24 protein-coding genes and 1 riboswitch are annotated in these 20,505 nt (G+C 43.3%); of the genes, 15 read left to right on the top strand and 9 right to left on the bottom strand.

Translation table 11 applies throughout. The features are described 5' to 3' along the window. Positions 1 to 15: 15 nt before the first annotated feature. The 5 genes from Aso01_RS11695 (at position 16) to ribB (ending at position 3,528) form a co-directional block, all read left to right on the top strand. Positions 16 to 969, top strand: a complete 954-nt coding sequence (locus tag Aso01_RS11695; RefSeq protein WP_004929444.1) for a ribose-phosphate pyrophosphokinase — start codon at positions 16 to 18, stop codon at positions 967 to 969. 96 nt (positions 970 to 1,065) lie between these two features. Beyond that, a complete protein-coding gene (gene rplY, locus Aso01_RS11690) occupies positions 1,066 to 1,362 on the top strand; it encodes a 50S ribosomal protein L25 (protein ID WP_004941000.1) in 297 nt (98 codons plus the stop codon). Between the two features lie 19 nt (positions 1,363 to 1,381). Further along, entirely contained in the window at positions 1,382 to 1,963 is a 582-nt protein-coding gene (gene pth / locus Aso01_RS11685) for an aminoacyl-tRNA hydrolase (RefSeq protein ID WP_004941001.1), read from the top strand. A gap of 136 nt (positions 1,964 to 2,099) precedes the next feature. Beyond that, a complete protein-coding gene (gene panD, locus Aso01_RS11680; protein ID WP_004941003.1) occupies positions 2,100 to 2,480 on the top strand; it encodes an aspartate 1-decarboxylase in 381 nt (126 codons plus the stop codon). A 143-nt stretch (positions 2,481 to 2,623) separates the two neighbouring features. Next, positions 2,624 to 2,770, top strand: a riboswitch (FMN riboswitch). A gap of 98 nt (positions 2,771 to 2,868) precedes the next feature. Then, complete coding sequence (gene ribB / locus Aso01_RS11675) at positions 2,869 to 3,528, top strand: 3,4-dihydroxy-2-butanone-4-phosphate synthase (protein WP_004941007.1); 660 nt, start codon at positions 2,869 to 2,871, stop codon at positions 3,526 to 3,528. Between the two features lie 38 nt (positions 3,529 to 3,566). Here the strand turns inward: ribB and Aso01_RS11670 are convergent, their stop codons facing one another. Beyond that, positions 3,567 to 4,055 carry a DUF1289 domain-containing protein gene (locus Aso01_RS11670; RefSeq protein ID WP_004941011.1) on the bottom strand — a complete coding sequence of 163 codons (489 nt, stop codon included), beginning with the start codon at positions 4,053 to 4,055 and terminating at the stop codon, positions 3,567 to 3,569. A gap of 275 nt (positions 4,056 to 4,330) precedes the next feature. Here Aso01_RS11670 and trhO point away from each other — a divergent pair, with 275 nt between their 5' ends. Further along, a complete protein-coding gene (trhO, locus tag Aso01_RS11665) occupies positions 4,331 to 5,263 on the top strand; it encodes an oxygen-dependent tRNA uridine(34) hydroxylase TrhO (protein WP_004941014.1) in 933 nt (310 codons plus the stop codon). A gap of 48 nt (positions 5,264 to 5,311) precedes the next feature. On the opposite strand, the gene Aso01_RS11660 is transcribed toward trhO, so the two are convergent. Beyond that, complete coding sequence (locus tag Aso01_RS11660; protein ID WP_004941017.1) at positions 5,312 to 5,863, bottom strand: GNAT family N-acetyltransferase; 552 nt, start codon at positions 5,861 to 5,863, stop codon at positions 5,312 to 5,314. Positions 5,864 to 6,155: 292 nt separating this feature from the next. Here Aso01_RS11660 and Aso01_RS11655 point away from each other — a divergent pair, with 292 nt between their 5' ends. Further along, positions 6,156 to 6,761, top strand: a complete 606-nt coding sequence (locus Aso01_RS11655) for a DedA family protein (protein WP_004941021.1) — start codon at positions 6,156 to 6,158, stop codon at positions 6,759 to 6,761. 25 nt (positions 6,762 to 6,786) lie between these two features. Here the strand turns inward: Aso01_RS11655 and Aso01_RS11650 are convergent, their stop codons facing one another. Further along, positions 6,787 to 7,197, bottom strand: a complete 411-nt coding sequence (locus Aso01_RS11650) for a MerR family transcriptional regulator (RefSeq protein WP_004941025.1) — start codon at positions 7,195 to 7,197, stop codon at positions 6,787 to 6,789. 64 nt (positions 7,198 to 7,261) lie between these two features. Between Aso01_RS11650 and Aso01_RS11645 the strand changes: the two genes are divergently transcribed. Further along, positions 7,262 to 7,738: a DUF2938 family protein gene (locus tag Aso01_RS11645; protein ID WP_004941029.1), complete on the top strand. Its 477-nt coding sequence runs from the start codon at positions 7,262 to 7,264 to the stop codon at positions 7,736 to 7,738. Positions 7,739 to 7,775: 37 nt separating this feature from the next. Further along, complete coding sequence (gene tmpT, locus Aso01_RS11640) at positions 7,776 to 8,420, top strand: thiopurine S-methyltransferase (protein ID WP_004941034.1); 645 nt, start codon at positions 7,776 to 7,778, stop codon at positions 8,418 to 8,420. Between the two features lie 115 nt (positions 8,421 to 8,535). Here tmpT and Aso01_RS11635 read toward each other — a convergent pair whose 3' ends face one another. Then, positions 8,536 to 9,060, bottom strand: coding sequence for a YecA/YgfB family protein (locus Aso01_RS11635; protein ID WP_004941036.1), 525 nt, complete (start codon positions 9,058 to 9,060; stop codon positions 8,536 to 8,538). Between the two features lie 73 nt (positions 9,061 to 9,133). After that, complete coding sequence (locus Aso01_RS11630; protein ID WP_004941040.1) at positions 9,134 to 9,346, bottom strand: PA3496 family putative envelope integrity protein; 213 nt, start codon at positions 9,344 to 9,346, stop codon at positions 9,134 to 9,136. 364 nt (positions 9,347 to 9,710) lie between these two features. On the opposite strand from Aso01_RS11630, the gene rpoD reads away from it, so the two are divergent. The 6 genes from rpoD to Aso01_RS11600 all read left to right on the top strand — a co-directional run bounded on the left by rpoD (position 9,711) and on the right by Aso01_RS11600 (position 16,190). Continuing rightward, positions 9,711 to 11,597, top strand: coding sequence for an RNA polymerase sigma factor RpoD (gene rpoD / locus Aso01_RS11625; protein WP_004941043.1), 1,887 nt, complete (start codon positions 9,711 to 9,713; stop codon positions 11,595 to 11,597). Positions 11,598 to 11,701: 104 nt separating this feature from the next. Then, positions 11,702 to 11,989 carry a YbeD family protein gene (locus Aso01_RS11620; RefSeq protein WP_004941045.1) on the top strand — a complete coding sequence of 96 codons (288 nt, stop codon included), beginning with the start codon at positions 11,702 to 11,704 and terminating at the stop codon, positions 11,987 to 11,989. Positions 11,990 to 12,074: 85 nt separating this feature from the next. Next, positions 12,075 to 12,734, top strand: coding sequence for a lipoyl(octanoyl) transferase LipB (lipB, locus tag Aso01_RS11615; protein WP_004941047.1), 660 nt, complete (start codon positions 12,075 to 12,077; stop codon positions 12,732 to 12,734). Between the two features lie 76 nt (positions 12,735 to 12,810). Then, a complete protein-coding gene (locus tag Aso01_RS11610) occupies positions 12,811 to 13,344 on the top strand; it encodes a hypothetical protein (protein WP_004941050.1) in 534 nt (177 codons plus the stop codon). 1 nt (position 13,345) lies between these two features. After that, a complete protein-coding gene (locus tag Aso01_RS11605; RefSeq protein WP_004941054.1) occupies positions 13,346 to 14,530 on the top strand; it encodes an iron-containing alcohol dehydrogenase in 1,185 nt (394 codons plus the stop codon). A gap of 262 nt (positions 14,531 to 14,792) precedes the next feature. Then, a complete protein-coding gene (locus Aso01_RS11600) occupies positions 14,793 to 16,190 on the top strand; it encodes an APC family permease (RefSeq protein WP_004941057.1) in 1,398 nt (465 codons plus the stop codon). 85 nt (positions 16,191 to 16,275) lie between these two features. Here the strand turns inward: Aso01_RS11600 and Aso01_RS11595 are convergent, their stop codons facing one another. From Aso01_RS11595 to Aso01_RS11580, 4 genes are all read right to left on the bottom strand, one after another. Further along, positions 16,276 to 16,755 (bottom strand): tRNA (cytidine(34)-2'-O)-methyltransferase, encoded by a 480-nt coding sequence (locus Aso01_RS11595; RefSeq protein WP_004941059.1) that lies wholly within the window; start codon positions 16,753 to 16,755, stop codon positions 16,276 to 16,278. Positions 16,756 to 16,816: 61 nt separating this feature from the next. Further along, the gene (gene cysG / locus Aso01_RS11590; RefSeq protein ID WP_004941062.1) at positions 16,817 to 18,211 is read right to left on the bottom strand and encodes a siroheme synthase CysG; all 1,395 of its coding nucleotides are present in this window, start codon (positions 18,209 to 18,211) and stop codon (positions 16,817 to 16,819) included. 64 nt (positions 18,212 to 18,275) lie between these two features. Next, positions 18,276 to 19,547, bottom strand: a complete 1,272-nt coding sequence (serS, locus tag Aso01_RS11585) for a serine--tRNA ligase (RefSeq protein WP_004941063.1) — start codon at positions 19,545 to 19,547, stop codon at positions 18,276 to 18,278. Positions 19,548 to 19,682: 135 nt separating this feature from the next. Beyond that, positions 19,683 to 20,468 carry an RsiV family protein gene (locus Aso01_RS11580; protein ID WP_004941066.1) on the bottom strand — a complete coding sequence of 262 codons (786 nt, stop codon included), beginning with the start codon at positions 20,466 to 20,468 and terminating at the stop codon, positions 19,683 to 19,685. Positions 20,469 to 20,505: the final 37 nt, after the last annotated feature.

Raw genomic sequence — 20,505 nt, 5'->3', positions numbered from 1 at the left:
CGCCAAGGGTGCTTCATGCCCAATCTTGTCGTTTTTAGTGGAAATGCTCATCCACAGTTCGCCCAGAAAGTCGTAAGCCATTTACATATTCCTCTCGGTGCTGCTTCAGTCGGTCACTTTTCTGATGGGGAAATTTCAGTAGAAATTACTGAAAATGTTCGTGGTAAAGACGTTTTCATCGTACAGCCTACATGTGCTCCAACCAATGATAACCTGATGGAAATCTTGGTGATGGCAGATGCATTACGTCGCGCTAGCGCTGGTCGTATTACCGCTGTTATTCCGTATTTTGGCTATGCTCGTCAAGATCGTCGTCCGCGTTCAGCACGTGTTCCTATTACCGCAAAAGTTGTTGCAGATATGCTAACCACTGTGGGTGTAGACCGTGTTGTCATGATCGACCTTCATGCTGACCAGATCCAAGGCTTCTTCGATATCCCTGTCGACAACATCTACGGTACGCCTGCCCTGCTTGCAGATTTGCGTCAGCAATCGCATGACAACTTGATGGTGGTTTCACCTGACGTTGGTGGTGTGGTACGTGCACGCGCTGTTGCAAAACAAATGGGTGATATCGACCTTGCAATCATCGACAAACGTCGTCAAAAAGCAAATGAATCACAAGTGATGCATTTGATTGGTGATGTGAAAGATCGTGACTGTGTCATTGTTGACGATATGGTTGATACTGCCGGTACACTTTGCAAAGCTGCCGATGCACTGAAACAATTTGGTGCTCGTCGTGTTGTTGCTTATGCCACTCACCCTGTTTTATCAGGTAAGGCATTAGAAAACTTGCAAAATTCTGTGCTTGACGAATTGGTAGTCACTGACACCATTCCGCTTTCTCCTGAAGCATTGAATTTAGGCAAAATCCGCCAAGTATCTGTAGCAAGCATGGTCGCTGAAACAATTCGTCGTATTAATAACGAAGAATCTATTAGCGCGATGTTTGATAGTTATCTATAATAGCCCGAATTTTTCAAACCCTGGCCTTGGCTGGGGTTTTCTATCACTAAACTGGTCGCAAGTTTAGTTTATTTTACTTTAATGAGGATTTATCTCATGGCAAATTTTGTACTTAACGCTACTGCGCGTAACGAAGACAAGCAAGGGAAAGGTGCGAGCCGCCGCCTTCGTCGCGAAGCGCTTGTTCCAGCAATCATCTATGGTGGTGAAGCTGAGCCTGTAGCAGTAACAATCGAACTTCGTGAACTTGTTAAAGCGCTTGATAACAACGCTTTCTTTGAAGAAGTTGTTGAAATCAAACTTGGTGACAAAGTTGAAAACGTGAAAATCCAAGCGTTACAACGTCACCCTGCTAAAAACACGCCTATGCACGCTGACTTCAAACGCGCATAAGTGTTCAAGGCGTAAATTAGTGTCTAAGATTTCGCTAATTGTTGGTCTGGGTAATCCGGGAACGGAATACGCCCAGACCCGTCATAATGCAGGATTCTGGTTTGTTGAGCAACTTGCAGATCAGTATCACATTACATTAAAAAAAGATCCAAAGTTTCATGGATATACAGGACGGGGCCAAATTGAAGGACACGATGTCCGTCTTTTAATTCCAACGACCTTCATGAATCGTTCGGGACAAAGTGTTGTTCCTTTTTCAAAGTTTTATCAAATTCCCCCTGAATCTATTCTGATTGCGCATGACGAACTAGATATGGACCCAGGTGTGATTCGCTTAAAAACAGGCGGCGGACACGGCGGTCATAATGGTTTACGTGATATTGTGCCGCATATTGGGCCAAACTTTCACCGCTTAAGAATTGGAATCGGTCATCCTGGATCGAAAGATCGCGTTTCTGGGCACGTTTTGGGTAAAGCACCACAAAGCGAACAGAGCCTTATGGACGATGCCATTCATCATGCCTTGTCAAAGTTAAGACTGTTGGTCGACGGCCAAATCTCTCAAGCCATGAACCAAATTAATGCATATAAGCCAAATTAGCATAAATTGTTGAACAATCAGGCTTGCCATGCGATTTGAATCAGAGCAAAATGCGCATACTCGCTCACAATGATGTGAACGTGTGCCGATTCAAGGACAAGATCAGACGCTTATGTCAACTCAGGAGACGCTGGCCATGCTATCTCGATTATTAAAATGCAAAATTCACCGTGCCGTAGTCACACATGCCGAACTTCATTATGAAGGCTCTTGTGCGATTGATGGTGTCTTGATGGATTTGGCAGGGATACGTGAATATGAAGAAATTCATGTCTGGAATGTCACCAATGGCAAACGCTTTACCACTTATGCCATTCGTGGTGAAGAACGTTCAGGCATTATTTCGGTGAATGGTGGCGCTGCACATCAGGCAGATGTAGGTGATCTAGTTATTATTGCAACCTTTGGTGACTTTACCGAAGTCGAAGCAAATGCGCACAAACCGCGTTTAGTGTATGCAAATCCAGATAATACCGTCAACCACACGGCAAACTGTATTCCGGTACAAGTCGCTTAAATGACTGTACGCCCAAAGGCCCGCAATCTGCGGGCTTTTTTGTGTTTGTACCGCTTGGCAAAGCAAAATTTACACTATGCATAGAACTGATTGTTCTAAAAAAGGCTCTCGGAAATCATGCAAAAAACGCTATACTATTCACACATCGCTTCAGGGCGGGGTGCAATTCCCCACCGGCGGTAAGCTCAGCACGAGCAAGCCCGCGAGCGCAGCAAAGTGAGTCATGCTTTCAGCGCAGATCTGGTGTAATTCCAGAGCCGACGGTATAGTCCGGATGAAAGAAGACGACGTTTTACGATACCACCATTTTGGGGTGGTATTGCTGCGCCCCCATTTCTCATCAGTCCTGAAATGTTTAACCGTACAGTCCATTACGTGAGCATTTCATATGTCTAGTTTGATTCAACCCGAAATTTTCTTCTCTGCCCTCTCTCCAGCCGAACAACGTATTCAGCAAGCACTTGAAGATATGCGTGCCGGAAAACCAATATTGGTGATGGACGATTTTGATCGTGAAAATGAAGCCGATCTGATTGTGGCAGCCGAAACTCTCAATGTAGAGACCATGGCGCGTATGATTCGAGACGGTTCAGGCATTGTGTGTTTTTGCCTCTCAGAACAACTGGCCGATCATCTTGAGCTACCTCCTATGGTACAAAACAATTCCAGCCAGTTTCATACCGCCTTTACCGTCACCATTGAGGCTGCACATGGCGTCACCACAGGCGTTTCAGCCAAAGACCGTGTTACCACCATTCAAGCTGCCATTAAAGATGGTGCGGTCGCCAGTGATCTAAATCGTCCAGGCCATGTCTTCCCTTTACGCGCACGTGATGGTGGCGTATTGGCTCGCCGTGGTCATACCGAAGCCACAATTGATCTGGCACGTTTGGCAGGCTTAAAACCTTCGGGCGTGTTATGTGAATTGACCAATCCAGATGGCACAATGGCAGCAGGTATTCAGGTATTGGCGTATGCACAAACTCATCATTTGACCGTAATTACCATTGAAGAATTAGTGCAGTATCGCCTAAAGCATCAAATTTAAGATTATCAGATCAAAAAAAGCCCGACATCGGGCTTTTTTTAAAAGTCATCTTCTACCGTTTCGAGTAAGTGTTGTTTCATGCCATCGGCGCGTAACCATGCAAAATCATAGCTGGCCTGAGCCAAGGATAAAATGCGACGTTCGAACTCTTGCCAGAGCGGTTTGACTTGGTGACTTTGAATACCTAGACCACTTTCATCAGCCAGATAGATATTTTTTTCGCACACTTTCAAGGCATGATATAAAGTGCGGCCAGTAGATGCATGCTCAAACAGACGTACGCGCTTTAATTTGAGAAACGCGAAAGCTTGCGCCAGATTGGCATGAGGGAGCATCGGAATTAGAATCTGATCTAACTGAATGTCTAAACGTGTCCAGATGCTTAATTGCTGCTCTGGGGTGTAACTGTTCCAATGAATAATTTCATGGCTAAAACGACGACAACCACGGCAGACGTTATCTCCAAACGTCGTCGAACAGCGCCCTGCGCAAGGCGTCAAAGTGGTAATGCGTCGATCTTGCGTCACACTTATCTCCCTATCGATTAATTACAATACGCGTTTATAAGATGACTCATAAACGCCAAAAACTACTATATATTGTATGCTTTATCTAAAAAAACACAATATTTAGTCTTTAAACTTTAAAATCCATCCTGTGATTTTGAATAAAACTTAGACATTTTTACACATTCCATCTTAGACAAATAAATCCCTATAAAATGTATTGAATTCTCGCCAATTGGAAAAATTCGAGCTAGAATATGCGCCTAAATTTTTGTTATCTATGTTTGGAGTTTTCCATGAACGCTACTGTAGAACAGCTTGCACCTGTAGAACAGCAAGCGACCAATGATTGGGTGGTTGCCGCGTTGTACCAATTTAAAGAAGTAGCCGATGCTGCAGATTTGCAAAAACGTCTTCTTGATCTGGTCAAAACCATCAATCTGTGTGGAACTCTAATCGTAGCGAGTGAAGGCATTAACGGTACCGTTGCAGGTGATCGCCACGCAATTGATACTATTCGTCAATTTTTATTGAATGAAGGCTTCAATGCGATGGAATACAAAGAATCGCATAGCTCAGACAAGCCATTTCGAAAAATGAAAATCAAACTCAAACAAGAAATTGTGACTTTGGGTGTGGAAGTGAAGCCACGTGATCTGGTTGGACATTATTTAGATCCAAAAGAGTGGAATGATTTGATCCGTCGTGACGATGTTATTCTGATTGATACCCGAAATGATTATGAGTACAAGGCCGGGACATTTAAAGGCGCGATCGATCCTAAAACAGAAACTTTCCGTGAGTTTCCAGATTATGTGAAAAAGAATCTGGAACAGCATAAAGATAAAAAGATTGCGATGTTTTGTACGGGCGGGATTCGCTGTGAAAAATCAACCTCCTTATTGCTCCAAGAAGGTTTTGAAGAGGTGTATCACCTTAAAGGCGGTATTTTAAAGTACTTAGAGGAAACACCTGCCGAAGAAAGCATGTGGGAAGGTGAATGTTTCGTATTTGATGGCCGTACAGCAGTCACTCACGGTGTCGAAGAAGGCCAAAATGTGAAATGCCATGCATGTGGCTGGCCGCTCACACCTGAAGAGGTGGCGCTTCCAAGTTATGAACACGGCGTATCGTGTGTATACTGCATAGACAAAACCACAGAAAAACAAAAAGAAGGTTTCCGTATGCGTCAATCACAAATTGCAGCCGCGAAACGTAAACGTCTTTAATTCATCAATACATCATAAAGCCGAAACACTGTTTCGGCTTTTTTGTTTCTATACGACCTGACCAATGATATAAAACTGACCTGAAGCAAGTACAACTTTATCGATAATACGCATGCTCAATCCATCGATATGTACTTTTAGCGAGGTAGAATTTTCAAGATCAATAAAAGCAATCAAGGCATCAAAAGATTGCTGTTTTAAATCTTGGATCGCCTGATCATATAAGCGCTTAGCAACACCCATGCCCCGATAATCATGATGAACTAAAATAGGTCCATACGTGGCATAACGCATATCGGCCAGATGGCTTTCATTCAACACCAAGATATCGGCATGTTGATGAATATACTGAATAATTTCAGGGCCATTCATTGAAAGCATCTGCTGAAGTACCAGAAAACCTGCAGGCTGCTGCCCAATTTCAGCTTTATAAATCGATGAAGACTCAATCCATTTTTGTGCCAACTGCTCAAAATGCGGATTATCCTGCACAAAGCCCTGCACTGGCTGCTGAAGCTGTTGTTTGGTATTGGCTTGGTAAAGCGCGACGATCCAATCTAAATCTTGCGGAGTTGCTTGCGTTATTTCTATTTTTTGCATGCTGATGCCTTTAGATCATTTGACTTTTTAATTCGTTATTTCATTTGGATTAATAAAAGTTTATATGGTGGTTTTACCGTTTTACCTTATACGATTCACCCAACAAATAGCGCAATATTTACAATTTGACAGCAGGATTTACTGCTGACAGTACGCTTGATACGACACTCGATCGTAAATTACGCCTCAGCATTTTTGAGCATCACAGTAGGCCAATGTATAAATTTACATAACAAATCTTTGAAATTTAAAGCACTGTCATTACTATCTTTTTATTTACCAATTCAATTCTATGGAAAATTGGGTCATACAGATTATTGAACGTTTAGGCTATTTGGGCATCGCCTTCTTAATGTTTCTAGACAATGTCTTCCCTCCTATTCCCTCTGAAATTATTATGCCCAGTGCAGGCTACACCGCCTCACGTGGTCAGTTACAGATTGTCGGTGTGATTGTTGCTGGCAGCTTTGGTTCGATTGTTGCCGCAGCCGTTTTGTATGCTTTGGGTCGTAAGATTTCTCAAGAATCTTTATTTAAACTTGTAGACCGTTATGGCAAATATCTATTCATTAAGTGCAAAGACGTACACAAGGCACTTGAATGGTTTGAGCATTATGGTCACAGAATTGTCTTTTTCGGACGCATGATTCCGGCTGTTCGCTCCCTCATTAGTATTCCGGCTGGCATGAGTCATATGCCCTTTTGGAAATTTATGCTCTACAGTAGCTTGGGTACACTGATCTGGACCACATTTTTAGCTTGTGTGGGCTTTTACTTTGGTGAAAATCAAGCACTCATGTTTGCAATCATGCATCGTGTGGGATATGTCATTTTGGCAATTGTTGCAGTGTTAGGTTTGATGTGGTTGTATAGAAAATTCTTCAAACGCAAAGCTTAAATATAGTTCATTTCACTTCGATATCTTAATCTTTAGTGATTAAAACTGATCCAGCTTTGGACAATGCCATGATGCGCTTGAACTTTGGGCACTCCAACGGATTGATAAAACTACACTGCGTGGCATGGTTTAGCATTTTTCTGAGCGATTCAAGTTCTCTTATTTTCTGCTCCAGTTCCTGTGCTTTTTCCTCAAGTTTTAATTTATCTACCTGTGAATCTGGCCGCCCCAACATGGCTTTAATTTCAGCAATACTAAATCCTGCCTTTTTACCTAATTCAATCAAAGCGAGTTGTTCTAACACCTGCTCAGAAAAGACGCGTTGCAAACCTTTACGCCCAATAGAACGAATTAAGCCCATGCGTTCATAATATCGCAGCGCTGAGCTTGTTAATCCGGTCTGACGGACAAGCGTTGAAATCGTGATCTCATTCATCTTGACTTGAAGTTCACTTCAATTTGTAGACTGTAGTATCTTACTTTATCAGGCTAAAGCAATAATGGAAGTGGTATATATTTTCTGGATCGGTGTGGCTGCAACAATCTGTATGGATCTTTCTAGCGCAGCGTTAAAATTTTGGTTTGGAGTGCAATCACTGGACTATTCATTGGTGGGTCGGTGGCTTTTATCTATGCCAAAAGGATTTTTTTGTCATCGTAATATCATTAACTCAGCTCGACTTACCCATGAAAAATGGGTGGGCTGGCTCGCACATTATATGATTGGTGTAGGCTTTGCTGGTCTTTATTATTTAGCAATCCCTAGCGAACAGCAACCTCTGTTCTTTTGTGCTGTGGGATTTGGTTTATTCACCGTGCTTATACCCTTTTTTATAATGCAGCCTTGTTTCGGATTTGGAATTGCTGCGCGACGAGTGCCCTCTGCGTGGCAAGCGCGACTTAAAAGTGTTTTTGCTCATGGTGTATTTGGTATAGGACTATATTTAGCAATTCATCTATTCAATAACGTGGTTTAACTCGTTACAACTTATACTTTAAACAAAGGATAGTGGCATGCAACAAGATTTTTGGCATCAACGCTGGCAAGAAAATCGAATTGGTTTTCATCAGCCACAGCCCAATGATTACTTAATTCAGTATTTATCTACTTTATCACTCCAGCCACATGCTCGTATTTTGGTGCCTTTAAGTGGGAAAACTTTGGATATTGGCTGGTTGCTCATACAAGGTTTTCGCGTGGTGGCGATTGAACTGAGTCCTGTTGCAGTTCATGCTTTGATGCAACAGTTGAAAGATGATCTGGGCATTGTATTTGAACAAAAACAGCTTGAAGCATGTGTTCACTATCATCATCCAGAAATCGATCTTTTTGTTGGTGATTTTTTCGATGTATCCAATGTAGAGATTGGGCAGATCGATGCAATTTATGACCGCGCAGCCTTAATTGCATTACCGCCTGAAATGCGTGCCCGCTACGCACAGCATCTGATCGATATAACTCAAGGCGCAGTGCAGCTTCTGGTGAGTTACCAGTATGATCAAGACAGTTTTCAAGGCCCGCCTTTCTCGGTCGAGACAGAAGAAATTAAACAGCTTTATGCATCGCAATATTCAATTCGACAACTGGCGCATGTGGAATTATCAGAACAACACAAAGGACGACAAGCACAAGAAAAAATCTGGCATTTATCGCGCTAAATGAAAATAAAAAACACCTCTTTAGAGGTGTTTTTTGTGTGTTCAAGTCGCAGCTTTAAACCAATAAGCCAAACATTGCGTTTAACTACTTGACGAAAAGCAGCACGAAAACGTTTTAGTTGGGTGTATGGTACATCAAATACAATTCGTTTAGGTTCTCTGGAATTTCTTCCGCCAGCTCATCCATCAACTGACCATTACGACGGAAAGATTCCATTTGTGGATCTTCTTCATCAATGCCACTGAACACCATAATCGGCAAAGTCAAATCGACCAATTGCTCTTCATGCTCTGGTGTAAACCATGCATCTTCGTTGAGAAACATCGCATCGACAAAACCAACGCTCCAGTCGCCCAAACTTGACTCGGTGTCGGCTTCTTCAATTTCAAAAGGAAACTCGATTCCTTCTTCATTAGCCAGATTTTGGCGAATCTGATCAAGCCAAATGTTGATCTGTTCAATGATTGCTGTTGGCACACTTTTCTGATTGCCTTCAAACAATTCATTTAACCAGCGGTCAAACTGTGGTCCAACCGCAATGGCACACAAAAAACCATGAGTAGCTGCAAAATCCAGACCGTATTCGTTTTGGTCACCGTCAAGATAATCGCTCAACAGGTCTAAATTCAAAGTACTCATTGTGTATCCAATTTCATAAAAATAGGCTGTAGCATATCATTTTCAGCCGTAGATGGACTACATCTGATTTATGTTAGTCTTCGTCGTCGTCATCAAGATCATCATCATCAAGATCATAATCAAAATCTTTCAGCTCACGCTCCAATCGACGCTGCGCGAGTAGATCGTCAATCAAACGACGCTTTTCTAATGATTCTTTGGCACTGATTTTGCCTGATGCTTCATCAAAACTAACATCATCATCATCACCGTAGTTATCATCTAATTCAAAATCTGTAGAAGACACTAAAACTACCTCATAATGAAAAAATGTGAATGTTCTAGGCGCTATTTATCTCCCTTTAAAATTCTTGTCAAGTTTTATTTATTTTTTTTCATAAATTCAGGGTTTTTGAATTTTTTTTCGTCAAAAAAATTGTATATTCAGAAAAGTCTTGATAGTGTTGAGAATCATGTGCGAAGCAGGAAGAAAAAATAAACAGGCATTGCACTTGAAAAACATTCGTTTTGTCCCAATATTCAAAAAATAGCTGTGAAATCAAAGATTTTTTTCATTTATATCTGATCGATCAAATTGAAAACATTTATAGCGAATTGTGCTATCATGCACGGTTTTTTACTGCCACAGATTCAACGAAGAGTAAGCAAAGATGAGCGATATGCATTCCCCTACTTCTCAAGTAGCGGCTCTGATTAGCCGAGGCAAAGAACAAGGTTACTTAACCTACGCTGAGGTTAACGATCATCTCCCAGACTCAATCACAGAAAGCGAACAGATTGAAGACATTATCCAGATGCTTCAAGACGTTGGTATTCCTGTGCATGAACGTGCACCTGAATCTGATGATACGATGTTCGGTGATTCGACAGAAGCCGATGAAGTTGCAGAAGAAGAAGCTGCAGCTGTACTTGCGTCTGTGGAAAATGAACCGGGCCGTACAACAGACCCTGTACGTATGTACATGCGTGAAATGGGAACGGTTGAACTCTTAACGCGCGAAGGCGAAATCAGCATTGCAAAACGTATTGAAGAAGGTATTCGTGACGTTCTTCATTCGATTGCTTACTGGCCAAATGCTGTTGAAGTTGTATTACAAGAATATAATGATTATGTGACTGGCGAACGCCGTCTAGCCGACATTTTGTCTGGTTATCTTGATCCTGAATCAGACGAAGAGATTCCAGAAGTTCTGGAAGAAGAAGCCGAGATTGATCAAGACGATGATGCATCGACTAAATCGACCAAAGAGGTCAAGCTCGATGACGAGGATGAAGAAGAGGAAGAGTCTGAAAGCGATGATGACTCTGAAGGCGATTCAGGCCCAGATCCAGAAATTGCAAAAGTTCGCTTTGAAGAACTCGAAGCTGCGTGGAACAACACTAAATCTGTGATTGCCAAACATGGCCGTAACAGCGACGAAGCCAAAGCTGCACTTGAGTCTTTGGCCACTGTGTTCATGATGTTTAAGTTCACGCCTCGCCTGTTTGATATTATCTCTGAGATGATTCGGGGTACACACGAGCAGATTCGTTCTAACGAACGTGAAGTGATGCGTTATGCTGTCCGTCGTGGTCGCATGGATCGTACCCAGTTCCGTACTACATTCCCGGGACAAGAGTCAAACCCAAGCTGGCTTGAAGAACAGATTGCAAAAGCACCAGCCGAAACCAAAGGCCATCTTGAAAAGGTGCGCCCAGACATCTTGGCTTTCCAGCAAAAAATTGCTGAAATCGAGAAAGATCTGGATCTAAACGTTCGCGAGATCAAAGAAATTGCTAAACGTATGGCTGTTGGTGAAGCCAAAGCACGTCGTGCCAAGAAAGAAATGGTTGAAGCCAACTTGCGTCTGGTCATTTCAATTGCGAAAAAGTACACCAACCGTGGTTTGCAATTCCTTGATCTCATTCAAGAAGGGAACATCGGCTTGATGAAAGCGGTTGATAAATTTGAATACCGTCGTGGTTATAAATTTTCGACCTATGCAACATGGTGGATTCGTCAGGCCATTACCCGTTCGATTGCCGACCAAGCACGTACCATCCGTATTCCGGTACACATGATTGAAACCATTAACAAGATCAACCGTGTATCTCGCCAGCTTCTGCAAGAAATGGGCCGTGAACCGACACCTGAAGAACTGGGTGAACGTTTGGAAATGGACGAAGTAAAAGTCCGTAAAGTGCTTAAAATCGCCAAAGAGCCGATTTCGATGGAGACACCAATCGGTGATGACGAAGATTCGCATTTGGGTGATTTTATCGAGGATTCAAACATCACTTCACCAGTTGATGCGGCAACCTCGGAAGGCTTAAAAGAAGCAACACGTGAAGTGCTTGAAAACTTGACTGAACGTGAAGCAAAAGTCTTGAAAATGCGCTTTGGTATCGATATGCCAACGGATCATACGCTAGAAGAAGTGGGTAAGCAGTTTGATGTGACACGTGAACGTATCCGTCAGATTGAGGCGAAAGCACTGCGCAAATTGCGTCATCCTTCACGTTCTGAACATTTACGTTCATTCCTTGAAAATGACTAAGCACTGCTGATCCGTAGTCACTTGATACTCAGGTGACTGCCCCCATTTAAGATCCAAATACTTTAATGCCTGCATCTTCGCAGGCATTAACTATGGAGACTGATATGTTAGACCGCACTCCTTCTCGTGAATTACAAGAACATCTTTGGGTTTTTCCAATGGATTATCCAATCAAATTGATTGGTAATGCAGGAGATGAGCTTCGCGTAGCTGTTGTTGATATTTTGCAGAAGCACTTTCCTGAATTTGATGCTGCATCAATCAAGGTGCAACCATCACGTACAGGAAAATATCATTCTTTAACAGCGCAATTGCGCTTTGAAGAACTTGAACAAGTGCACGCACTGTATGCAGATTTGGCGGCTTGCCCACTGATTCGTACTGCACTTTAAGCTTTAAAACACGCCCTGTGGCGTGTTTTTCTTTATTTGCCTATCTAATTTCTGCTTTCACTTCAAACACGAAGAGATACGATCTGTGAATGATACTGTTTTAAAACCCACACTCGTCATTCGACAATACACCCAGTTGCATCCCTATGCCGATCTGTTTGATGAAATGAAAACCCTCACCAATGAGCGGGATGCCGATACTCCCGATCAATTGTGGATTTTGCAACATCAGCCTGTTTTAACTCAAGGTCAGGCTGGAAAGCCAGAACATATCTTGCTGCAAACCGACATTCCTGTAGTTCAATCTGATCGAGGCGGTCAGGTTACGTGGCATGGCCCGGGACAAATGGTGATCTACTTTTTATTTGATCTGAACCGTTTGAAATGGAATGTTCGAACGCTGGTTTCTTTTGCTGAACAACTCATGATTGATCTGCTTGAAGCTTATGGCATTGAAGCTTATGCCAAAGCTGATGCCCCGGGTGTCTATGTTGCAGGGCGTAAAATTGGTTCACTGGGGTTTAAAATTCGTCGCGGACGCAGTTATCATGGGCTGGCTTTAAATATCGATTGCGACCTGAGTGGCTTTCAAAGTATTAATCCTTGTGGTTATGCTGGGCTCGAAATGGTGCGGTTATGTGACTTACTGGTTGCCTATCCTAGCTTTGAACAGTTATGCGATCAGGTAGTGAACTATTTTAAATCCCGCGAAGATTTTAGTGACGTACAAGTCATCACACGATAAATCACTTTTCGATCATCAAAAAATCAATTAGAGTAAATACTCTAAATAAAATTAGAAACTGCAAAGGGAAAGTAGAGTGATTCCAATAAAAGCCGTTAAACCTGCATTGCAGCTGAGCTACGTCAAACTCATGATGGATGTGATTGGGCGCGGGCTTGCCATGGCAAGTGAAGTCGATCAAGAGATTCAACAGGAAGTTGCCAAGTTTCCAGCCAATTTTGTTTTATCAATGAACGTTTTTCCACATGGTCCAGCTTTCGTGGCACGGGTAACACCAGATAAACGTCTTCAGTTACTTTCCAATACCGACATCAAACCCGATCTCACCATTACCTTTAAGCATTTGAGTCATGCTTTTTTAGTGTTTTCTTTTCAGGAAAGTACCGCACAGGCATTTGCCAATGACCGTATGATTGCTGATGGTGATCTGTCGTATGCAATTCGTCTGGTACGGTGTCTAAATAAAATGGAAGCCTTGATTTTACCTAAAGTCGTGGCTTCACTTGCAGTAAAAGAGTACCCAAGCGAGTTGGCATTGAAGGACAAATTGACCGGCGCTGCCCATATTTATCTTAAAGTCGCACAATCATACTTAAAACGGAGTATTTAACATGGCCAAGCCTTACTATGAGTTTTTCTGTCCTGTCAAAGTGATTGCTGGCCATGCCGCGCTTGAACATATTCCGTTTGAACTGGCTACCTTGGGCGCAAAAAAAGCCTTTATCATTACCGACAAAGGCGTGCGTGCCAACAAGTTACTCGAACCCATCGAAGCAGCATTTGGCTCAACCGATACGGTAATTGGTTATATTTTTGATGATGTTCCACCCGACTCTAGCCTGCAAACGGTTCGACGTGCAGCAGAGTTGTATCGTGAACATGGCTGTGATGCCATTATTGCCATTGGTGGTGGCTCCGTGATTGATACCTCGAAAGCCACCAATATTCTGGTTTCTGAGGGCGGTGATGATCTCTTAAAATATTCAGGTGCCCACAATCTGCCTAAACCGTTAAAGCCGTTTTTTGTTATTCCGACCACCTCAGGTACAGGCTCTGAGGCCACTATGGTGGCCGTTGTGTCAGATACGGAAAAAAATGTCAAAATGGCCTTTGCTTCGAACTATTTGATGCCACATGCCGCCATTTTAGATCCGCGCATGACCCTGACGTTACCCGCTCATCTCACTGCAATGACTGGTATGGATGCTTTAACCCACTGTGTCGAAGCCTATACCTGCCTAGCCGCAAATCCAATTAGCGATGCTTACGCCAGCGCCGGAATTAAAAAAATCAGCGAGCATCTGTTTCAAGTCATTGAAAATCCAAACGATGCCCAAGGCCGTCTTGAACTGGCACAAGCTTCTACCATGGCCGGCATTGCTTTTTCAAATTCGATGGTCGGTCTGGTGCATTCACTCGGTCATGCTTTGGGTGCAGTTGCGCATTTGCCGCACGGTTTATGTATGAATCTATTCTTACCGTACGTGCTTGAATACAACAAAGACGTGAATGGTCCAAAAATTGCCGACCTCTTGCTGCCACTGGCTGGCGCTGATATTTATGCACAAACACCAGCCAATCAACGTGCAGACAAGGCCATTTCCACCATTTTGGCCATGCGTGATCGTTTATTCAGCATGACCAAACTGCCACGTACCTTACGTGAAACAGGCAAAATAAGCGAAGCTCAGCTCGATGAAGTGGCTGAAAAAGCACTCAATGATGGCTCAATTATTTATAACCCAAAAGAAGCGAGCTTAGCTGATCTAAAAGCGATTTTGAAAAAAGCTTGGTAATTCTTCATTTTTTTATCATTTTGCTAAGAGTCTGAATTTACTTTAAGTTCAGACTCTTTTATTTTTAGATGAATTTTTATTCATTTTTTTTACTGGTCAAGTTGGCAAAAAATTTGCTAAAAATTCAACAAAGTTACTGACAAAAGGCCCCATTTTAGGATAGATTGGCGCACTTTACTTTTTGTATAGGGGGGATCGTTCGTCTCAAACGATCCTTAACAGACATGACTGATCCTTGATCAACGATTATGAGGATACGCCGTTGACAACTCACACTGGGACTCAACCTGCGGCTAAACTGCAAAAGACGCTAGGACTCTGGCACATCATTATCATCGGTTTGGCTTATATTCAACCGATGACCCTATTTGACACTTTTGGCCTAGTATCAGAAGAAAGTCATCATCATGTACCCACATCGTATATCATTGCTCTGATTGCGATCTTGCTGACCTCGATCAGTTATGGCCATATGATTCGTCGCTATCCGTCTTCCGGATCTGCGTACACCTATGCGCAAAAATCGATTCATCCCAATGTTGGCTTTATGGTCGGCTGGTCATCATGGCTGGACTATCTGCTCTCGCCTATGGTCAACATCATTCTGGCTGTCATTTATTTACAGGCGTTGTTCCCATCAGTGAATCACTGGGTCTGGGTCATTGTACTGACCGCATTTATGACGGGAGTGAACCTTCGTGGTGCGAAATTCGTCGCGCATTTCAATAGCTGGATTGTTTTGGTTCAATTGATTGTGATTGCCGTCTTTACTTATCTGGTCTATGAAAAACTCCAGATGGGCTTAAATGCAGACGGACCAATGACTGCTGAAACACGCTATCAGCTCTGGAGCCTCGAACCTTTTTGGAACGAACTGACCTCCTTGGGTGCAATCGTAACGGGTGCCACCTTGCTATGCTTCTCGTTTACCGGATTTGACTCATTAAGCTCACTGGCTGAAGAAACCAAAGATACGGAAAAAACGCTACCTAAAGCAATTTTTCTGACAGCGTTGTTGGCGGGTGTCATTTTTATTGCTAGCACGTACTTCATCCAGATTTATTTCCCGGGCGATCCAAAAAGCTACTTTGCTGATATTGCAGCCACCCAGCCTGATATCTTGATGCTTGTAGGTGGATCACTGTTTCAGTCATACGTATTGGCTTTTGCAATTGTGACCGTTATGGCGTCGGGTATTTCGGCACATGCAGGCGTATCGCGTTTGATGTACGTAATGGGCCGTGACGGGATTATCAACAAGAAGATTTTTGGCCATATCAGCAGCAGCAGTTATACCCCGTCTTACAATATTATGATTGTAGGTATGGTTGCCTTGGCTGCAGGCTTTATGGACTTAGATATCATTATCTCAATGATCAGTTTCGGTGCCCTAACAGCATTCACCTTCGTGAATCTGTCGGTCATTTCACGCTATGCACTTCGTGATGGACGCACCAAAAACTTTAAAGATATCTTAAACTTTGTGATCATTCCGTTGTTGGGCTTTTTCAGTATTTTTGCCATGTGGCTTGAAATTGAAGACACTGCGCTGAAATACGGTTTGTGGTGGGCAATGTTTGGTATTTTGTACTTAGGTTATAAAACCAAAGGTTTTAAATACTCAGCACCTCAGCATAATGAGTTTGACGACAAGTTATAAACCAAGAAATAAAAAAGGCGCATCGCGCCTTTTTTATTTCTGTTGCTCTAAGCTACAGAACAAAATAAACACCTTACTAGACCATTTAAACTGCCGATAAGGTTTTAAAACCTTGCTGACGCCATGCTTCGTATACAATTACAGCCGTAGCATTAGACAGATTTAAACTGCGAGAATTTTCTGCCATCGGCAAACGAATCCAGTTTTCTTGAGGAAACATTAAGCGTACCGCTTCTGGCAATCCACGCGTTTCAGGCCCCATCAATAGTGCAATAGGTCGATTTAAATCGACTGTATGCGGGGTCGATGTGCCTTTGGTGGTCAGAGGAAAAACCGCGCTAACCCCCTGATGCTGTAAATCATCTAGGCATAATTGGATATTGTCCCAGATTTTCATGCGCGCATATTCGTGATAATCCAGCCCAGCACGTTTAAGCTTTTTATCATCCAGCTCAAATCCTAACGGACGTACCAAATGCAACTGCGCACCTGTATTGGCGCACAAGCGTATGATATTACCGGTATTGGCAGGAATTTCAGGCTCAAACAAAACAACGTGAATCACTTAACTACTCGCTTGTCACTTAGATTAAACAAGTTCAGGTGATACACCTGAACGGATGGGATTAGGCAATTTTCGACCCTGAATCATGCCATTGAAGCTGATCACGTAAATTCACCACTTCACCAATAATCGTCAGCGTCGGTGCATGAATGTGGTGCTCAAGTACTTTCGATGCGATGGTCTGTAATGTTCCCACAACAACTTTTTGCTCTGGCGTAGTACCCTTTGAAATCAGGGCCACAGGCATATCAGGCCGCTGACCATGTTCAATCAGTTGCTCGCAAATCTGTTCAAGTCCGACCAGCCCCATATACAGTACTAAGGTCTGATTTTCATAGACCAGCTCTTTCCATGGCAGCTCTGGAGATCCGGCTTTTAAGTGTCCTGTTAAAAACCGTACGCTCTGCGCATAGTCACGATGGGTCAGTGGAATACCGGCATATGCCGAGCATCCCGAGGCAGCGGTAATGCCGGGCACCACCTGAAACGGAATACCCGCAGCAAAAAGCTCCTGAATTTCTTCGCCCCCACGGCCAAAGATAAACGGATCACCGCCTTTGAGTCGACAAACCCGTTTACCAGCCTGCGCATACTTGACCAACAACTCATTGATGCCTTCTTGCGGCACACTATGATTTGAACGCGCCTTCCCGACATAGACTTTGTCTGCATCTCGACGGCATAGTTCCATAATTGGCGCAGAGACCAACCGGTCATAAATAACGACATCGGCCTGCTGCATCAAGCGTAACGCTTTGAGTGTAAGTAATTCTGGATCTCCCGGGCCAGCCCCGACCAAATACACTTCACCTTTAGGCGTGCGCCAGTTTTGCAATGCATCGGTCATCATCTGGTTTGCAGCATCCAGATTGTCATTGAACACCTGCTCTTTTAAAGGACTATTGTATAAATCTTCCCAAAAAATACGGCGTTCATCTGGATTTTCAATCTGGGCCTTCACTTGTTTGCGCCAACGACCAGAAAACTCGGCCAGTTTACCCATGCCGTGTGGCACCAATGTTTCAATCTGCGTGCGAAGCTGACGCGAGAGCACGGGTGATGCGCCATTTGAAGCCACAGAAATCAAGAGCGGTGAACGATCAATAATGGCAGGCACCATAAAGCGGCAATTGGGAATGTCATCGACGCTATTGACCAAGATCGTTCGCGCTTCGCATTGCTCAAATACTCGCTTATTTACGGCTGCAACATCAGTGGCTGCAATTACCAATCGATAAGCACGCTCCAGATCAGTGTCTTCAAAAGGCTTGTGATACGCAGTACCCTGACTTTGATCGATCAATGCAGTTAAATCACTGCTAATCTCGGGTGCAACCACATCTAAAATTGCGCCCGCTTTAACCAGTAGAACAGCTTTACGGTAGGCAATATGCCCACCTCCCACAATCAAACAACGCTGTTGCTGTAACTTAAGCGAAATTGGAAAAATTTCCACTGCCTACCTCGGAATCAAAACATTGGGTGGGTAAAAGCAAAAATCATGCACACAATCGATGCAATTAATCGATAAACGTTGCACCACCCATGTACGGACGCAACACTTCTGGAATTTCGATTGAACCATCTGCACGTTGATAGTTTTCCATCACCGCCAAAAGTGTACGACCAACAGCCAGTCCAGAGCCGTTTAAGGTATGGACCAATTCGGTTTTCTTGGCTTCACTACGATAACGCGCCATCATGCGGCGTGCCTGAAAGTCGCCCATATTTGAACATGATGAAATTTCACGATAGGTATTTTGACTCGGTACCCACACTTCAAGGTCATACGTTTTGGTTGAACCAAAGCCCATATCACCACCACACAGCAAAATCTTGCGATACGGCAAGCCGAGTGCCTGCAAGATCCCTTCAGCATGTGCAGTCAATTCTTCGAGTGCCTGCATAGAATCTTCAGGTTTAACGATCTGCACCATTTCTACTTTATCAAACTGATGCTGACGGATCAGACCACGGGTGTCACGACCATACGAACCTGCCTCACTACGAAAACACGGTGTGTGCGCTGCATACTTCAGCGGAAGACGATCGGCATCGATAATTTCATCACGCACAAAGTTGGTGATTGGCACTTCGGCGGTAGGAATGAGATAGTATTCTTTTTCGCCTTGTAACTTGAATAAGTCTTCTTCAAACTTTGGTAACTGCCCTGTGCCACGCAAACTATCTGCATTAACCAAATACGGCACGTATGCTTCGGTGTAACCATTTTTTAAGGTATGTGTATCGAGCATAAATTGAGTCAAAGCGCGCTGTAAGCGTGCCAAAGGCCCTTTTAATACGCTAAAGCGTGAACCGGTGAGTTTAGTGGCCGTTTCAAACTCCAGCCCCCCCATCCATTCGCCCAAGTCGGTATGGTCTTTGATTTCAAAATCAAATTGACGCGGCGTGCCCCATTTAGATATTTCCAGATTATCACTTTCATCTTTGCCTTCTGGCACAGATTCATGCGGCAAGTTTGGAATAGTGAGCGCTTTTTGTTCAATCTCTGCCTGTAGATCAGCCAAAGCCACTTCGGCCGCTTTGATCTCATCTGCAATTGCTTGCATGCGGGTCATGATTTCTGATGCATCACCACCCGCTTTTTTGATTTGGCCAACTTGCTTCGCCCCGGCATTACGTTCTGCCTGCAAACTTTCAGTTTTGGATTGAAGCTCCTTGCGGCGTGCTTCCAGTGCTGACCATTCAGCCGGATCAAGTTGAACACCACGTTTAGCAAGGGCCAGATTTACAGCTTCAATATTATTTCTGAGTAATTTTGGGTCGATCATAGTCAATCAAAAGTTAAGGAAAAAACTGCCTTATAGTGTAAGCGCTTCACATCAAAAAATACAGTCAGCACTTCACGACAATTTTAAATGACTTAAATCAGCTTTACTCCTGAATTCAGACTCAATTTAGCCAGATTAAGGCGATTGCATGACAGGCTGACTCGGCAAGTACTCAGGTTTAATCACATCTTTGGCTTGATCATACGGCAAGGTCAGCTCTGTAAGCCCTTCAGCATACGAGGCCAGTTCATAAAGTGGATAGACAAACACGATGCCGTCATTGCCATAATAATAGTTATCGCTCAGTTTTAGCTTTTCTCGTGAAATGCTATGTTCATCCAGCCAGCTTTGATTATAACTGTAGAGTCGATCAAGTAGGGTTGCCTCTTTTCCGGTCTGGATTAAATCTGCCACCGTCACATGCTTTTTATGAGCTAAATCGAAAATAACGTATTCTTTGTGATACATCCCATGTGCTGCACCTGCCGAATAGGTATATGTGAATAATTCAAATGAAGCCAGATTGTAATTTTGCCCCAAATAACGCACGTAAATCATACTTTGGCCATCTTGCGGCATTCCATCAGGCAACTTCACAGCCTGATCGGGTAAATTGGCAAAGGCATTTGGATCGGCCTTTTTAATACGTTCGCTAAAATATGCATCAATCCAAGGCTGATTGGTTTCGACACTTTGAAAGTTATAGGTGGTACACCCATCTTCTAAACATAGCTTGTTTTTTGGCAATTTGACTGCGACCACTTTGGCCTTTAATGCGGGAATACTGGGCTGAGCGGCGGGAGTTGTCGTAGATTTTTGCTCATTCTTTGCATCAGATTTGGGTTGGCAAGCACTGATCAGTAAAGTGGCACTGAATATTGAAACCAGAACAGTTGTTTTTCTTGTAGGTAATAAAGCCATATGCACTCCTCTCTATTATGATCATGTCATCTCAATG

The organism is Acinetobacter soli, from assembly GCF_000760595.1.
GTDB lineage: Bacteria > Pseudomonadota > Gammaproteobacteria > Pseudomonadales > Moraxellaceae > Acinetobacter > Acinetobacter soli.
The sequence above is the reverse complement of the archived record's forward strand: the minus strand, read 5'-3'. Positions and strand labels throughout refer to the sequence as shown.

Excerpts from the sequence above, each read along its gene's own strand:
- Aso01_RS11695 (WP_004929444.1), top strand. The coding sequence starts at position 16 with ATGCCCAATCTTGTCGTTTTTAGTGGAAATGCTCATCCACAGTTCGCC.
- rplY (WP_004941000.1), top strand. The coding sequence starts at position 1,066 with ATGGCAAATTTTGTACTTAACGCTACTGCGCGTAACGAAGACAAGCAA.
- panD (WP_004941003.1), top strand. The coding sequence starts at position 2,100 with ATGCTATCTCGATTATTAAAATGCAAAATTCACCGTGCCGTAGTCACA.
- ribB (WP_004941007.1), top strand. The coding sequence starts at position 2,869 with ATGTCTAGTTTGATTCAACCCGAAATTTTCTTCTCTGCCCTCTCTCCA.
- trhO (WP_004941014.1), top strand. The coding sequence starts at position 4,331 with ATGAACGCTACTGTAGAACAGCTTGCACCTGTAGAACAGCAAGCGACC.
- Aso01_RS11660 (WP_004941017.1), bottom strand. The coding sequence starts at position 5,863 with ATGCAAAAAATAGAAATAACGCAAGCAACTCCGCAAGATTTAGATTGG.
- Aso01_RS11655 (WP_004941021.1), top strand. The coding sequence starts at position 6,156 with ATGGAAAATTGGGTCATACAGATTATTGAACGTTTAGGCTATTTGGGC.
- Aso01_RS11650 (WP_004941025.1), bottom strand. The coding sequence starts at position 7,197 with ATGAATGAGATCACGATTTCAACGCTTGTCCGTCAGACCGGATTAACA.
- Aso01_RS11645 (WP_004941029.1), top strand. The coding sequence starts at position 7,262 with ATGGAAGTGGTATATATTTTCTGGATCGGTGTGGCTGCAACAATCTGT.
- tmpT (WP_004941034.1), top strand. The coding sequence starts at position 7,776 with ATGCAACAAGATTTTTGGCATCAACGCTGGCAAGAAAATCGAATTGGT.
- Aso01_RS11635 (WP_004941036.1), bottom strand. The coding sequence starts at position 9,060 with ATGAGTACTTTGAATTTAGACCTGTTGAGCGATTATCTTGACGGTGAC.
- rpoD (WP_004941043.1), top strand. The coding sequence starts at position 9,711 with ATGAGCGATATGCATTCCCCTACTTCTCAAGTAGCGGCTCTGATTAGC.
- Aso01_RS11620 (WP_004941045.1), top strand. The coding sequence starts at position 11,702 with ATGTTAGACCGCACTCCTTCTCGTGAATTACAAGAACATCTTTGGGTT.
- Aso01_RS11605 (WP_004941054.1), top strand. The coding sequence starts at position 13,346 with ATGGCCAAGCCTTACTATGAGTTTTTCTGTCCTGTCAAAGTGATTGCT.
- serS (WP_004941063.1), bottom strand. The coding sequence starts at position 19,547 with ATGATCGACCCAAAATTACTCAGAAATAATATTGAAGCTGTAAATCTG.
- Aso01_RS11580 (WP_004941066.1), bottom strand. The coding sequence starts at position 20,468 with ATGGCTTTATTACCTACAAGAAAAACAACTGTTCTGGTTTCAATATTC.